Origin of the sequence: Microcystis wesenbergii NRERC-220, from assembly GCF_032027425.1 — a bacterium.
GTDB lineage: Bacteria > Cyanobacteriota > Cyanobacteriia > Cyanobacteriales > Microcystaceae > Microcystis > Microcystis wesenbergii_A.
Genome location: NZ_JAVSJA010000001.1, coordinates 1,957,201 through 1,971,450, shown reverse-complemented (window position 1 = coordinate 1,971,450; position 14,250 = coordinate 1,957,201). Strand labels below are relative to the sequence as shown.

General features: G+C 43.5%; 15 protein-coding genes. 9 read left to right on the top strand and 6 right to left on the bottom strand.

All coding sequences use genetic code 11. The features are described from left to right. The first annotated feature begins 60 nt into the window (after positions 1 to 60). The 6 genes from RAM70_RS09570 (at position 61) to RAM70_RS09545 (ending at position 4,933) form a co-directional block, all read left to right on the top strand. Positions 61 to 723, top strand: coding sequence for a potassium channel family protein (locus RAM70_RS09570; protein ID WP_312673471.1), 663 nt, complete (start codon positions 61 to 63; stop codon positions 721 to 723). 32 nt (positions 724 to 755) lie between these two features. Beyond that, entirely contained in the window at positions 756 to 1,532 is a 777-nt protein-coding gene (locus RAM70_RS09565) for a DUF2092 domain-containing protein (protein ID WP_045358605.1), read from the top strand. Between the two features lie 91 nt (positions 1,533 to 1,623). Beyond that, a complete protein-coding gene (locus RAM70_RS09560) occupies positions 1,624 to 1,866 on the top strand; it encodes an AbrB/MazE/SpoVT family DNA-binding domain-containing protein (protein ID WP_312673469.1) in 243 nt (80 codons plus the stop codon). Beyond that, on the top strand, positions 1,863 to 2,195 hold the full coding sequence (locus RAM70_RS09555; RefSeq protein ID WP_312673467.1) for a type II toxin-antitoxin system PemK/MazF family toxin: 333 nt from the start codon (positions 1,863 to 1,865) through the stop codon (positions 2,193 to 2,195). Before RAM70_RS09560 ends, RAM70_RS09555 begins: the two co-directional genes overlap by 4 nt. Positions 2,196 to 2,660: 465 nt before the next feature. Continuing rightward, on the top strand, positions 2,661 to 3,995 hold the full coding sequence (locus RAM70_RS09550) for an RNA-guided endonuclease InsQ/TnpB family protein (protein ID WP_045358607.1): 1,335 nt from the start codon (positions 2,661 to 2,663) through the stop codon (positions 3,993 to 3,995). Between the two features lie 77 nt (positions 3,996 to 4,072). After that, positions 4,073 to 4,933 carry a DUF6515 family protein gene (locus RAM70_RS09545; RefSeq protein WP_045358609.1) on the top strand — a complete coding sequence of 287 codons (861 nt, stop codon included), beginning with the start codon at positions 4,073 to 4,075 and terminating at the stop codon, positions 4,931 to 4,933. Here RAM70_RS09545 and RAM70_RS09540 read toward each other — a convergent pair. Continuing rightward, positions 4,930 to 7,992, bottom strand: a complete 3,063-nt coding sequence (locus RAM70_RS09540; RefSeq protein WP_312673464.1) for a sll1366 family intein-prone helicase — start codon at positions 7,990 to 7,992, stop codon at positions 4,930 to 4,932. The two genes, RAM70_RS09545 and RAM70_RS09540, sit on opposite strands and share 4 nt — an antisense overlap. Before the next feature lie 201 nt (positions 7,993 to 8,193). Between RAM70_RS09540 and RAM70_RS09535 the strand changes: the two genes are divergently transcribed. Next, positions 8,194 to 8,982, top strand: coding sequence for a pentapeptide repeat-containing protein (locus tag RAM70_RS09535; protein ID WP_045358611.1), 789 nt, complete (start codon positions 8,194 to 8,196; stop codon positions 8,980 to 8,982). Here RAM70_RS09535 and RAM70_RS09530 read toward each other — a convergent pair. From RAM70_RS09530 to RAM70_RS09520, 3 genes are all read right to left on the bottom strand, one after another. After that, positions 8,979 to 9,350 (bottom strand): ArsR/SmtB family transcription factor, encoded by a 372-nt coding sequence (locus RAM70_RS09530; RefSeq protein ID WP_045358612.1) that lies wholly within the window; start codon positions 9,348 to 9,350, stop codon positions 8,979 to 8,981. The two genes, RAM70_RS09535 and RAM70_RS09530, sit on opposite strands and share 4 nt — an antisense overlap. Before the next feature lie 103 nt (positions 9,351 to 9,453). After that, a complete protein-coding gene (locus RAM70_RS09525; protein WP_072024807.1) occupies positions 9,454 to 9,618 on the bottom strand; it encodes a metallothionein in 165 nt (54 codons plus the stop codon). 165 nt (positions 9,619 to 9,783) lie between these two features. Further along, entirely contained in the window at positions 9,784 to 10,356 is a 573-nt protein-coding gene (locus RAM70_RS09520) for a DUF2808 domain-containing protein (RefSeq protein WP_045358613.1), read from the bottom strand. Positions 10,357 to 10,603: 247 nt separating this feature from the next. On the opposite strand from RAM70_RS09520, the gene recF reads away from it, so the two are divergent. Further along, positions 10,604 to 11,731, top strand: a complete 1,128-nt coding sequence (recF, locus tag RAM70_RS09515; RefSeq protein ID WP_002797623.1) for a DNA replication/repair protein RecF — start codon at positions 10,604 to 10,606, stop codon at positions 11,729 to 11,731. Positions 11,732 to 12,108: 377 nt separating this feature from the next. On the opposite strand, the gene rpiA is transcribed toward recF, so the two are convergent. Together rpiA and RAM70_RS09505 are read right to left on the bottom strand one after the other, a co-directional pair. Continuing rightward, a complete protein-coding gene (gene rpiA, locus RAM70_RS09510; RefSeq protein ID WP_002800674.1) occupies positions 12,109 to 12,819 on the bottom strand; it encodes a ribose-5-phosphate isomerase RpiA in 711 nt (236 codons plus the stop codon). A gap of 72 nt (positions 12,820 to 12,891) precedes the next feature. Further along, complete coding sequence (locus tag RAM70_RS09505) at positions 12,892 to 13,416, bottom strand: RNA recognition motif domain-containing protein (RefSeq protein ID WP_045358614.1); 525 nt, start codon at positions 13,414 to 13,416, stop codon at positions 12,892 to 12,894. A 577-nt stretch (positions 13,417 to 13,993) separates the two neighbouring features. Here RAM70_RS09505 and RAM70_RS09500 point away from each other — a divergent pair. After that, a complete protein-coding gene (locus tag RAM70_RS09500; RefSeq protein WP_002739006.1) occupies positions 13,994 to 14,194 on the top strand; it encodes an NblA/ycf18 family protein in 201 nt (66 codons plus the stop codon). Positions 14,195 to 14,250 lie beyond the last annotated feature (56 nt).

Here is a 14,250-nt window from a genome sequence, read left to right as displayed (position 1 = left end):
GATAAATACCCTTAAAATTAATTAGCAGGAGGAAATATTACCAATTAAAGGTTCGCTGCTATGAAATTCCGTCAATTGATGCGGGCAACAGAAAATAAATACAATCGGCTGCTGGCAAATCTAGTCTTGCTCTACATTATTTACCCATTTTTAGTATATCTACCCCTGGGAGATTTGCTGATTTTCCTTTTCTTCTCCCTCTCCCTGATCATCGCCGTCTATCAGATCGATCGCAGTAAATTGGCTTTAAGATGTAATATCGGTCTGTTTTTGATTGCCCTCCTCCTGCGAGCATTCAGCAGGATTATCCCTATTTATAGCGATTTCAACCGTTGGTTCGATCTGTCTAGTACATTAATTTCTCTAGCTTTTATTAGTTTATGCGTGTACTCAATTTTACGAGAATTAATCATCGCCGAACAGGTGACATCCGATATCATCAAGGGGGGAATTTGTGTCTATTTTCTCTTAGGATTTTTCTGGGCATCCGCTTACAGTATTGTCCAGATTTTCGACCCCGATGCCTTTAGCTCCGCCGCTAAAACCGTCAACCAGGCGGATATAATTCATTTCAGTTTTACTACCCTGGCCACGGTTGGCTACGGTGATATAGTTCCTACCAGTAAAATCGCTAGAGTTCTGGCCAATTTAGAAGGAATGACTGGAGTTCTCTATCCCGCCGTTTTTATCGCTCGTTTAGTCAGTTTACACAATGGTCGTTAACCAAAACAATCCATCGCCTTGGAGAATATTAGATGATTATGCGTCGCTTTATCCCGATTCTTTCTTTACTTTTGCCTTGGGTCACTGCCGCAGGAGTCTTGGCGGAAATACCGACTCTATCCCAGGAAATCCGCCCAAAAACGGCAGAACAGGTGATCGAGCAACTCTGTGCTAATTTAACCAAACAGCGATCGTTCACCGTCAATATGGATGTCACCTATGACGATGTACTCGACTCCGGGGCGAAAGTTCAGTACAGTGCCTATCAAAACATCTGGGTAGAGAAACCCGATCGCCTGCGCTCGGACTACACTGGGGATGAACGAGTTACCCGCTTTTTTTACGACGGTAAAACCTTCACCCTCGCGGATCTGGAACGGGATCTATACGTCACGAAACCAGCACCGAATACTCTAGATGAAGCCTTAGACCAAGTAGAGCAAAGGTACGGAATCACCATTCCCATGTCAAATCTAGCAGCCAACGATCCCTGTGCGGCTCTCATGGCCGATGTCAGACAAATTATTTTTATCGGCAACAACATGGTCAATGGTGAACAAATGTATCACCTGCTGCTGATCGGTAGCGATCGCGATTATCAAATCTGGGTCACGCAAGATGCCACCCCCCTACTGAGGAAAGCGATTATCACCTATAAAACTCTACCCGGTTCACCCCAGTACACGGCAATATTATCCGACTGGAATTTTAGTCCCACTACACCCGCCGATACTTTCACTTTCCAACCGGGATCAGAGTCGATCGGTATCGAACTTCTACCCGCTAGGGATAATCAATCCCAGCCATAAAGCCCGTTCATAAGATGCGATCGCTTGTCGGTATTCCCCTAAATCAGCGTTTTGATATACTTTGAATATCTAACGAATTCGAGGTGGGATCATGAAGTCGCAGATTGGACGCTGGGGTAATTCTTTAGCGATTCGGATTCCCAAGTATGCGGTGGCGGCACTGAACCTCAATCCTAAGGACGTTGTTGAATGTTCTGTGGAAAACGGAAAGCTAATAATTGAGCTAATTCAAGCCTTGCCTGAGTTAAGCCTAGAAGAACTACTGGCTGAGGTTGTTGAATCACCTGAGCCGGAAGTGGATTGGGGACGGCCGATGGGAGAGGAGGTTTGGTGACATACATTCCAGAACGTGGAGATTTCGTGCGGTTGAGCTTTGACCCACAAATTGGCCATGAGCAAATGGGTAATCGTCCAGCACTGGTAGTAAGCCCTATTGATTTTAATCGCAAGATTGGTTTTGCCTTTGTCTGCCCAGTGAGCAATAGGCAACGCCAGAACCCTTTCTACGTCAAGATTCCAGATGGAGAGGCGGTGACAGGAGTTATCATGGTAGAGCAACTGCGATCGTTGGACTTCCGAGCGAGAAAAGCGAGCCTTATCGGCAAGTGTCCAGAACAGTTGCTCCAGGATGTTCTCAGAAGAATTAAGCCGATTCTGTTCTGATCGGGACATTCTCAAAAGCCTTAGACATCCATTGTAGCTATCCCTCTCGCTCTTTACTCAAAATTAAGTAGCTGGTTATAATTAAATTAAAAATGGATTTTAGGTTCGATCCCCCCTTAGTCCTAGAGTTGATTCATAGTAGGGTTGATTCATGAATCAACCCTACCCTTAGTCCCCCCTTGATTAGGGTGGTGTCTGATAATTTTTAACGCCTACCTACTTATCGAAAATGTTCCCGCCAGAGTGTGTCTAGAAACAGGAGAGCGTTTTTTTGCACCAGAAACCGTCGAACGCTTACCTAAAATGTCGGATGAATGCCCCCGCTAGATTTTTCGACAAGATACTAACTAAAATTAGCGGGGGATGAAATCCGACCAGAATATCAACCGCGAAGCACAATTTTAATTCTACCATTTGTAGGTAAACTGTGTTATACTTAATTTATCTAAGGTCGAGAATTAATCAATGCTAGTCGTAGAAGCCAAGTTAAAAAATGGGACACCAGAACAATACCAAAAACTTGATGAAGCTATTAGAACTTCTCAGTTTGTGCGTAACTCTTGTGTTCGTTATTGGATGGACAATCAAGGAACAACCCGCAATGATCTCCAAAAACTTTGCTCGGTACTAGCTAACAATAAAGAGACACCATGGGTAAATAAATTAAACTCTCAAGCACGTCAATCTGCTGCTGATAGAGCCTGGCAATCAATTACTAGGTTTTACCAGAATTATCATGCTAATATACCAGAGAAAAAGGGGTTTCCTCGGTTCAAAAAGCATAGTCGTTCTGTTGAATACAAACTAACAGGCTACAAACTCTCTGATGATCGACGTAAAATTAAATTTACCGATGGCTTTAAAGCAGGAGAATTTGATTTATGGTGTAGTCAAAAGACCTTAGTTTATTATTCAGAACAACAGATTAAACGGGTAAGAGTTGTTAGACGTGCTGACGGTTATTATTGCCAGTTTCTGATTGACGTAGAACGGCAAGAATACCATAAACCAACGGGACAAATAACAGGAATTGACTTAGGGTTAAAAGAGTTTTATACCGACGCTCAAGGCAATACTGTAGAGAATCCACGTTATTTAAGAAAGTCAGAAAAACGACTGAAAAAAGCACAAAGGAGATTATCCAAAAAGTTTCGTCAAGGAAAGAAACAGTCTAACAACTATCACAAGCAACGGATAAAAGTAGCCAAGCTTCACCTGAAAGTATCAAGACAACGTAAAGACAAAGCAATTAAAGACGCTTTGGCGTTAGTCCAGTCTAATGATTTGGTAGTCTATGAAGCTTTAAAGGTAAGAAACTTAGTCAAAAACCGTAAGCTTGCCAAGTCGATTTCTGATGCTTCTTGGTATCAATTCACCGAATGGTTGAATTATTTTGCCAAGATTTATCAGATTGTTTGTGTTGCTGTTCCTCCCCATTTTACTAGCCAAGATTGTTCAGTTTGTGGTACGAGAGTTCAAAAAACCTTAAGCACTAGAACTCATCAATGCCCCAATTGTAAAACAGTCTTGGATAGGGATCATAATGCAGCCATCAACATTCTTAAAAAAGGGTTGAAATATTTGGGAAATCATCTCAATGCCTCGACTTCGCTCGGCATTGACACTGAGCGAAGTCGAAGTGTCAACGGTACTGTTGGGCAAACAGAAACCGACCCAAACGCCTTGGGAGAGTCCGGTCTCTGGATTCTTAATGGAGACATTGAGAATCTAAGCTGTCTCGTTGAACAAGGAATTTCCGATAGTGATAGGTCAAGAATCCCCCGTCACAGCGTAGCTTGACGGTGGGAGTATGTCAAAGAAAATAATCTGGGAAGATAAGCAGCCAAGGCGAATAAAAAAATCAAGGAGTCCGGGCTATGAAAAGAGCTTTATGTCAAAACTTATGTGTTCTTGCCGCCCTCCTCTTGGGTACAAGTTTACTGGTAACGGATTATGTGGACGCTCGCGGTGGCGGTGGTGGCGGTAGTCGTGGCGGTGGCGGTGGTAGTCGTGGCGGTGGTGGAGCTTCCCCACGGGTTAGCCGCAGTAGTGATCTGCAAAACCGAGGCAATTTTAGTAATCGTTCCCAACCCTCTAGAGATTTTTCTGGAAGACAGGGGGAACGGCAAACCAGTCAACAAACCCGTCAAGGGGAACGCACGGAAAGACAGGGTGAACGGCAAACCAGTCAACAAACCCGTCAAGGGGAACGCACGGAAAGACAGGGTGAACGGCAAACCAGTCAACAAAACCGGCAGGGGGAACGCAGCGAAAGAACCGATATCCGTCAAGGGGAACGCAGCGAAAGACAGGGTGAACGGCAGCAGCAGGTTGGTGATCGCCAACAGAACCGTCAGAACTTTATTGACGATAATCGCAACGGTTACTGGCGTGGTGGCGGTTGGTACGGTGGCGGTTATTATGTCCCCCCGGGTTGGGGTTGGGTGGGGTTAACCACTGGCTTAGTCATCGGTTCAGCGCTCGCTACTCTCCCCCCCTACTACAATACCGTCTATGTGGGTTCCACTTCCTACATTTACTCGGACGGCATCTATCTTCAGCCTAGCGGTAGTTCCTACACGGTGGTGGCCCCTCCAATCGGTGCGATTGTCACCTATCTTCCCGACGGCTGTACCACAATCACGGCTGACAATACACTTTATTACAATTGCAGCGGTATTTACTATCGGCCCCTGTTTGAGAATGGTTCTACGGTTTATCAGGTGGTTCGCTTCTAATCGGTTTCTTCTTCATCAATAATTGCCGATCGATCTAATAATAATAAATCTCGCAGGCGATCGGTATCTAATTCTGTTAACCAATTTTCCCCAGCATCTACGGTTTGTTCCGCTAATTGTTTCTTGCTTTCGATCATCTCATTAATGCGTTCCTCTAGAGTTCCCGTACAGATGAATTTATGTACCTGAACATTGCGTTTTTGTCCGATGCGGAAAGCGCGATCAGTGGCCTGATTTTCTACGGCAGGATTCCACCAACGATCGATATGAAAAACGTGATTAGCGCGGGTTAAATTTAATCCTGTTCCCCCCGCTTTGAGGGAGAGAATAAAAATCTTTGGTCCTTGGGGATCATTTTGAAAGCGCTCGATCATTTCTACCCGATCTTTTGCTTTAGTAGAACCGGAGAGAAATAATATTTCCTCGGCTAATTTTTTCTGGAGATGGGTTTGTAGGAGTTTTCCCCACTCGGCAAATTGTGTAAAAATTAAAGCTCGATCGCCTTCTGCTATCACTTCCTCTACCATGGCTTCTAAACGTAATAATTTTCCCGATCTTTGACTGGTTTCTAAACTATTTTCTTTCAAAAAATGGGCGGGATGATTACAAATTTGTTTTAGTTGCATTAGCAAGGTTAAAATTAATCCATGTTTCTGAATTCCTTGAGTTTCTTCAATTTTCTGGAGGGTTGTCTCGACTAATTGTTGATAAAGTTGTCCCTGTTCTTTCGATAAACCACAAAAAATATTCATTTCCTGTTTTTCTGGTAAATCTTCAATAATATTTTTATCGGTTTTTAATCTCCGTAAAATAAAGGGACGGACAAGGGAACGCAAATTATGCAGGGATTCTTGATCGCCGTATTTTTCAATGGGAAGGGCAAAACGACGCTGAAAAAAGGCTTGAGTTCCTAAAAAATTGGGATTGAGAAAATCCAAAATTGACCATAATTCTGTCAGGCGATTTTCTACGGGAGTTCCCGTTAAGGCAATCCGAAATCCTGCGGGTATTTTTCGCACTGCTTGGGATTGTTTAGCCGTAGAGTTTTTAATATTTTGAGCTTCATCTAAAACTAAACCTTGCCATTGTACTGCTTCTAAACTGGACAGATCGCGATAGATTAAAGGATAACTGGTAATAACAACCGATTTATTTTTTACCTCTTGAGCAAAAGCTTGACCTTTTAATCTTTTTTCGCCATGATGCACAAAAACGGCCAGGGTGGGAGCGAATTTTCTTAATTCATGTTCCCAGTTATTGACCACAGAAGTGGGAGCCACCACTAACACAGGATTAACTAACATATCCTGTTCTTTTAATGCTAGTAAAAAAGCGATTAATTGCGGGGTTTTTCCTAAACCCATATCATCGGCTAAACAAGCACCTAAACCCCACTTTTCTAGGAAAGCTAACCAACTAACTCCCTTGATTTGATAGGGACGTAATTCCCCCTGAAATTCCCGCGGTGGGTTGATTAACTGAATAGCTTGATTGTTATTTAAATTATCAATTAATTCCTTTAATGCTCCCTCCGCTTGGAAATTGACTACTGGCAGTTTAGCAATTAGATTATTATCTCCTGAACTCAAGCGCAGGGCATCTTCCACCGAGAGATTAAGGGGAGCGATGGTATTATTTAAAATTGCCTGAGCTGCTTTGACATCGCTGGGTTGTAGGATTAACCATTTGCCCCCCACTTCCACCACTGGCGATTTTTTCTCTAATAACTTATCAAAATCTTTTTTCGATATTTCCTGTTCCCCTACCACTAATTTAAGCTGAAAGTTTAACAAACTGGTTAAACTTAATCTTTCTCCTTTTTTGGGAGTTACACTGGCAGCAATCTTAATTCCTAATCTTTGTTCATGACTACCAGCAGTTAAACCCGTTGGCAAAATTACCCCTAATCCCTGCTCTTGCAATTGCCAAGCGATCGAGCGAATAAACTGATAAACTTCGATCGAATCAAGAGAACATTCCTCTGGGTGTCTCTGCTCTAAACTAATTCTAATCGGTTCGTACAATCGCGCCGCTAATCCCAATCCTTTTAAGAGAATTTCCTGAGGATTATTGACAACTCTTTGATAACTATGATAACTTTCTTTGCCCTCTAACCAAATCAACTTGGCACTAATGAGAAATTCTTGATCATCTAACGCTTGTAAATAATAGGTGAGTTTCCATACTGTTCCTAAACTGGGAGGTTGTAAAGATAAACAGACACGGTATTGATTCTCGATTAATTGGCGATTATTGCCATTAACTAAACTTTCTTGGATAGGAAACACCCAATTATTATAAGCATTTTCTAGACGCTGTAAATTCTTGGCTTCTAAAGCAATGTCATGACTATCACCGCTTAAAGATTGTAGCCAGGGTTTCACCATCAATGAGGGGGAAATGTTAACACTACTATCTATCTTTTGTCGCAAACGAGCATCGACAATATTTTTCAAGCAATCGAGAATAATTGTTTGTGGTTCGCTATTTTCTTGATAGGCAAGACAAACCGGGGGGATGGTTTGGATAAACTTAGCTAAACGAGTGCGATCGATGGTACTATCCAGCAGGGGATACCAGCAACTTTCACCCTGATTTATTCCCGCTAAAAATTTCCCCCTTGCTAATAAATCTAAACTCCAACGGTGCAAATACAGCCAAAATCGTAGATCATTGCCGATAAATTCGGCCTTAGCTAGGGGTAATTTCTCCCATAACCGCACTATCATCCCCGCAGAAAAAGTTAATCCCGATACCTGCCATGGTTGCCAAGACAAGGATTTAGCTGTGGGTTCGAGAATTTGCCCCGACAGGAGCGGTAAAAAATATTTTTTCCTGGGGGGAGAATAACTAGGCAGACTGAGCTTGATTGATTCTGGAGAATACCGGTCAAGCTGAGGGAAAAATTTTTCGATAAATTGGGCTAATTGCCCCGATTCTAGACAAAAAGGATGATTTTCCTTTGTTTCACTTAATTCCTTCCCTTGCCACTGTTCACCCCAAAGAAAAAAAACACTATCTTGCGAACCAATCAGCCAATTACCGTGTAGAGTAGTCATTATGAAATAGGGAAATTCCTTTAAAAAACTTGCTGTTGAAAAGGTAACAAATCTCGATTTTGTCGCTTCTTCTGACGTTAAGAGCCTCTAATCTTCTATTTTAGTTGACAAGGGCTGATTTCTCAAGCAAAATCTAGTTCAGCGATTAGCCCCGATCGAATGGGTATTATCAGTAATAATAAATAGAGTTATTTTTAAACTATGTACAAATTGATCGCCCTAACCCTCGCCCTCAGTCTTCCCCTTAACTTGTCCCTAGTTGGTCAGACGGAAGATTTAAACCACCTACAGCAATTATTATCCACCCGAAAATGTCCCCAATGCGATCTGAGCGGTTCGGGGTTAGTGCAATCGAATCTAGTCGGGGCAAAATTAAATGGGGCCAATCTCGTCGGGGCCAATCTTAGTCAAGCTAATTTAAGTGGGGCGGATCTGAGTGGGGCAAATTTAACTGGAGCCTCTCTTTTTGGTGCTAATCTGACTGGAGCGAACCTAACTGGCGCAATCTTGACGGGTGCGGATTTAAGAGGTGCTTATCTCAATAATGCTAACCTCGACAACACCAAACTAGATACTGCATACGTGCAGGGTGCGGTGGGAATTCCCAGTAGTGCCGGTACTCCTGAACTATTCTACGGTCTAGGAATGGTGGAAGGAAAACAGGGACGCACCAGCGCCGCTATAGAAAATTTTAATAAGGCCTTGACAATTAACTCGGAATATGCTCCAGCTTATCTGGCCCGGGCTATGGCTCACTATCGTCTGGGACAAAATGCGCTAGCAGCCCAGGACGCTCAAATGGCTTCGACTCTCTTTCAACAGCAAGGTAACACCCCCGGTTACGAAGCAGCAGAGAATTTTATTAAAGGCATGGAAATCGCCCTAAAACCGCGAGAACAAGGTGGTGGCAACGCTCAATTAGACCAAATGGTGCAGGGGATTGGTTCTCTGCTTTTACAGTTTGTTTTACCCGCTTTGGGACTGTTTTAATCCTCGTCCGCTGGCTCTTCTAAATGTTCCGAGACCGCATAATAAAGGTCAAGAACATGATGATCGGCAAGGCGATAAAAGACTCTCCGTCCCTGTTTTTGGTATTTAACTAATCTTAAGGCTCTTAGGGTTCTTAACTGGTGCGATACGGCCGATTCACTCATCCCTAAGTCGTCGGCTAAGTCACAAACACATAATTCCTGTTTGGCTAAAAGCGATAGAATTCTTAGGCGGTTGGCATCCCCCAAAAGGCTGAAAAATTCGGCCATTTTTTGGGCTTTTTCTAGTTCTAATCCCTGCAAGTGCTGGAATTTCCCCCCTTGGTGATGGGATTCCCCACAAACCGGTGCTATTTTCTCTATGGCCATGTTTTTTCCCGATCGGTTATCAATTCCGATACTTTTCCCCTTCTTTCCAATACTAGGGTTTGCTGAAAGGTTTTTAGATTTATTCAGCAAACCCTAACTAAATTTAACCGCAACCACAGCCCTTGTGTCCACAGCCTTTCTCGTTAACGTGACCATCGGCACAAGCTTGGCAACAGTAGTATTTATCGTTTTTTTCGATGGCATCGGCGATCGATACTACACACAAACAGGATTCACAAGCACACTTCATGGTGGTGACAGCGATCATGGCTACTACCTCTGAACTTCTTTACTGACTTTAGTATAACATCTGAACAGATGTTCATGGATTGAATAAAGTTAAATTTTTCTAAAACTCAGACAGGAAAGTTAGGGCAGTTATCTCAAGGGTGAGGTGGGAAGTTCTCCTTGATGTTTTTAGACGCGGAACAGCCTACCAGCGATCGCCAGCCTCATAAATTGCTAAACGTCCGACTCCTAGATCTAATCCGGGGGAATTCTCTCCGGGGGGATAAGCAGTAATTCCAAACTGATAGACACCACCATAATCGGGATTTCGTACTGGTTTCAGACCGATGGAAACGGTATTACCGGGGGGGACAGGAGGATCAAAAATGACCGTGATCGTCTTAGTCTTGGGGTCAAAGGTAGTGGATTTTAGGGTTAATTTTTCGCCTCGCTGATTGCGATCGCCAAGAAAAGCAAAGGTTTGATCGAGAAGAAAAGCAATAGTTTGAATATTAGGCTGCTGTTGTAGGGTTACTTTGCCCAAGGGCGCCCCGAGGGACGGCGGTAGAGCGATGGTAAGATAGTATTTTGCCCCCCAAGTACGCACGGATTGGAAAGTAGCGAAGAAATTAACCAGAGTGGGAGAACTCTCAAAAAATATTCTGCCATCGGGAAATTGTCCTGCGAGGGAAACAGAAGCATCAAAAGCGAGTATAGCAATCAAAGCGAGCTTATACAGACTTTCAATCTGTTTTAAAGGCAAAAAAGGAATTTTCAAAGCAAAAGCTACTATAAAATATTGATTGTCAAGGGGAATTATACCAAATTCACTTAACCCTCAACCGCTGCCATTATCAGTGATCAGTGATCAGTTATCAGTGATCAGCTGTTTTCTCCCCACTCCCCCACTCCCCCACACCCCACACCCGTTCGGACCTCGGCGTGAGCTTTTGTCGAACGCTGAGCTCACGGCCGAAGCCCACACCCCACACCCCACTTCATAATTCCCCAACCCCCAACTTGCAATGTATCTAGAACACCTGCACCTTCACAGTTTTAGAAATTATGCCGAACAGTTGCTAAAATTCGAGTCCAAAAAAACAATATTATTGGGCAATAATGCTCAGGGAAAATCCAATTTACTAGAAGCGATCGAACTTTTGGCGACTCTCAAGAGCCATCGAGTCAGCAAGGATCGGGATCTGGTGCTAGAATCGGACTCAGAGGCGAGAATTTTTGCTAGGGTTAATCGTCTTTATGGCGCATCAGAATTAAGTTTAATTCTCCGTTCTTCCGGTCGTCGCACCGTGATCCGTGACCGTCAACCCCTGCGCCGTCATCTCGATTTTTTGGGCGTGATTAATGCGGTACAATTTTCTAGTCTCGATCTGGATTTAGTGCGCGGTGGTCCGGAAGCTCGCCGAGATTGGTTAGATACTTTGTTAATTCAATTAGAACCCCTATACGTTCATATTTTACAGCAATATAATCAGGTTTTACGACAAAGGAATGCCCTCTTAAAAGAGATTCGTAAACAGGAATTAGAGGGGAAAGTTTATGGAGATTTATCCCAACTAAAACTCTGGGATTTACAACTAGCAGAAACCGGTTCAAGAGTAACGAGAAGAAGGGCGAGAGTCCTGCAAAGATTAATTCCTTTAGCCCAAAAATGGCACGAAAGTATTAGCGGAAAAACCGAACTTTTAGAATTACAATATATTCCCAATGTGCCTTGGGTAGAAGATGATGTCAATGGGGTACAAAGGGCTTTTTTAGATAAGATTGAAACCCGTCGTTTGGCAGAGAAACAACTAGGGACATCGGTAGTCGGTCCGCACCGGGATGAAGTGGATTTTTTAATTAACCAAAACCCCGCTAAATCCTACGGTTCCCAAGGACAACAAAGAACCTTAGTTTTAGCCTTGAAATTAGCGGAATTACAGTTATTAGAGCAGATTATCGGGGAACCTCCCCTACTACTCCTCGATGATGTTTTAGCGGAATTAGATATCGAACGACAAAATCAATTATTAGATGCGATCGAAGACCGTTTTCAAACTTTAATTACCACCACTCATCTCAGTTCTTTTGAGTCCCGTTGGTTGCAATCTTCCCAGATATTTTCTGTCAAAAAGGGGCATATTTTTTATTAGCCTATAGCCTCTCTTTATTTTGCTCTTTGTCTGTATAAACCGATAATTCGATCCCCCCTCAATCCCCCCTTATTAAGTAGGGTTGATTCATGAATCAACCCTACTATCAATCAACCCTACTATCAATCAACCCTACTATCAATCAACCCTACTATCAATCAACCCTACTATCAATCAACCCTACTATCAATCAACCCTACTATCAATCAACCCTACTATCAATCAACCCTACTATCAATCAACCCTACTATCAATCAACCCTACTATCAATCAACTCTACGCTTATTAAGGGGGGTGTCTGACAGTTTTTAACACCTAACTACTGAATAAAACAGGCCTGCGGGCCTGTTTTATTATTAGATTAAGAATAATTAAGCCTACCTAATCTCGCGGACTACCGGCTTACCGTCGATAATTTCACCGACGAGAATCAGATCAGCAACCCCGACAAATAAACCATTTTCTAAAACCCCCGGCATATTATTAATAGTTCTTTCCAAATCAGCCGGATCATCGATACTATCAAATTTAACATCGATAACTAAATTGCCTTGATCTGTCACCACGGGGCCGGCTTTTTTCACTCCCATGCGGAGGGAAGGTTTACCACCGAGGGCCTCCAATTTCAGCATCACCGGAGTCATGGCCATGGGTAACACTTCCACCGGCAAAAGAAAAGTCGATCCCAGCTTATCCACCAGCTTATTGCCATCCACTACCACGACGAAAATATCGGCGAGACTATCGACAATTTTCTCCTGAGTATGGGCAGCACCGCCACCTTTAATCAGGTTTTTCTGGGGATCCACCTCATCGGCCCCATCGATAGCGATATCCATCTTCACGATGACATCGAGGGTAGTGAGGGGAATTCCGTACTTCCTGGCCAAAACTTGCGCTTGAAAAGAAGTGGGAACCCCGACAATATTGCTGATTTCCCCGCTTTGCAGTCTAGCGCCCAGATATTCGATCGCGTAGGCCGTCGTTGAACCAGTTCCCAATCCCACGACTGAATTAGATTGAACTAGATTAGCGGCGGCCTTACCGACCTCCTGTTTCATGATAATGACCGGATCGATTGCTGTCATGATGCACACTCCTAAAAGCGATGTTTTGAACCTCTTAGTTATCGGTCATCCGTTGCCCTCTTGTCAATGGAATTAGGGGTTAGTGGCCTGAGCTGCTAACATTTCCTTGAGTTTAGCCAATTCATTGGCCCAACGGGGATCTGGCTGTAAAGCGTCACCATCGCTGGTAACTTTCGGGGCATTATTGCCACCCCGTTCAGCCTTGCGTTTTTTGCCGCCACCACCGCCACTGGATTTGCGCGGTGCTGCCGTCGTCGGTTTCGGAGTTGGTCTTTCGACTTTTTCTGGGGTTTCTACGCTGGCCTCCGGCCCTTCTGCTTCTTCTCCTTCTTCTTTACCTCCCTTGCTGCGGGGGAGAGCTTTCTCGATTTTGATCGGGTTTTCCATGAAGGATTGACCGTTGTATTTTTCGATAAACTGGTCGGCTAGTTCATCGCTAGGGACGGTAACGAAGGCAAAACCGCGACATTTGCCAGTTTTGCGGTCTTTGATGACTTTAGTAGTGATCGTATCCCCTTCATCGGCAAAAAGCGCCTGTAATTTTTCGCGCTCTACGGATTCTTTGGGCAAATTACCAACGTATAGACGAACGGACATGATGGATTCCTCCAAGTATAGGTTGATGTAAAAACTTGTGCGACATTCCGTGCCTGTATCCTGATTTTTTTAAGGCAAACAGAGCTAGGGAGAATTTTTCCCAGCGATAAGCTTGTAGTTTCTGCACGATAGCGGCTGTGGCCGTCAATTTCGACTATCCTTAACGATTTCAACGAGAGGGACGGAATCTAGGGGTTACGTTTTTTAGCTGTTAACAGGGCTAACCATTCAACTTACCCGATTTATGTCACTCTCTTCGATTATTACAGAATGTTTACACAATTTGTCAAATATTTTCTCTCGCTCCGGGCTGCCATGGAAAAAAATAAGTATAACTACTTAGGTATTTGTTCACAGTAAGCAAAATTTTATTAAAACTCTTGCTAAATGTATCATTATATGCTTCTTTGCTTTTGGCGGCGGGGTATCCTAGCTAACAGGAGGAAAAAAGCAAAACCCTCTCTACAGATACATTGACACTTTGTCAAGTATTTGTTACATTAGTTAAAGAAAAGAGGTGATACCAATCACCCATCTCGCTTGTTATCAACCACTGTCTTCATCGAGGAGGAACACCATGTCTCAACCGATCGAACTTTCCTTAGAACAACAGTTCAACATTCGTTCTTTTCAGACTCAGGTAGAAAAAATGAGTCAGGAGCAAGCGCAGGATTTCCTGATCAAGCTCTACGAACAAATGATGGTCAGAGAAAATATGTACAAAGCTTTTCTCAAACACCAGTGGGGTCTAGATTCTAATCCCTGGGCCCCCCAGTAACTCATTTCACCCCTGCGGGCGACCTCTTTCTCCGGCTGGGTTTCTGCGGAAACGAG

Excerpts from the sequence above, each read along its gene's own strand:
- RAM70_RS09545 (WP_045358609.1), top strand. The coding sequence starts at position 4,073 with ATGAAAAGAGCTTTATGTCAAAACTTATGTGTTCTTGCCGCCCTCCTC.
- RAM70_RS09560 (WP_312673469.1), top strand. The coding sequence starts at position 1,624 with ATGAAGTCGCAGATTGGACGCTGGGGTAATTCTTTAGCGATTCGGATT.
- RAM70_RS09565 (WP_045358605.1), top strand. The coding sequence starts at position 756 with ATGATTATGCGTCGCTTTATCCCGATTCTTTCTTTACTTTTGCCTTGG.
- rpiA (WP_002800674.1), bottom strand. The coding sequence starts at position 12,819 with ATGACAGCAATCGATCCGGTCATTATCATGAAACAGGAGGTCGGTAAG.
- RAM70_RS09540 (WP_312673464.1), bottom strand. The coding sequence starts at position 7,992 with ATGACTACTCTACACGGTAATTGGCTGATTGGTTCGCAAGATAGTGTT.
- RAM70_RS09530 (WP_045358612.1), bottom strand. The coding sequence starts at position 9,350 with ATGGCCATAGAGAAAATAGCACCGGTTTGTGGGGAATCCCATCACCAA.
- RAM70_RS09550 (WP_045358607.1), top strand. The coding sequence starts at position 2,661 with ATGCTAGTCGTAGAAGCCAAGTTAAAAAATGGGACACCAGAACAATAC.
- RAM70_RS09570 (WP_312673471.1), top strand. The coding sequence starts at position 61 with ATGAAATTCCGTCAATTGATGCGGGCAACAGAAAATAAATACAATCGG.
- RAM70_RS09525 (WP_072024807.1), bottom strand. The coding sequence starts at position 9,618 with ATGATCGCTGTCACCACCATGAAGTGTGCTTGTGAATCCTGTTTGTGT.
- RAM70_RS09500 (WP_002739006.1), top strand. The coding sequence starts at position 13,994 with ATGTCTCAACCGATCGAACTTTCCTTAGAACAACAGTTCAACATTCGT.
- recF (WP_002797623.1), top strand. The coding sequence starts at position 10,604 with ATGTATCTAGAACACCTGCACCTTCACAGTTTTAGAAATTATGCCGAA.
- RAM70_RS09535 (WP_045358611.1), top strand. The coding sequence starts at position 8,194 with ATGTACAAATTGATCGCCCTAACCCTCGCCCTCAGTCTTCCCCTTAAC.
- RAM70_RS09505 (WP_045358614.1), bottom strand. The coding sequence starts at position 13,416 with ATGTCCGTTCGTCTATACGTTGGTAATTTGCCCAAAGAATCCGTAGAG.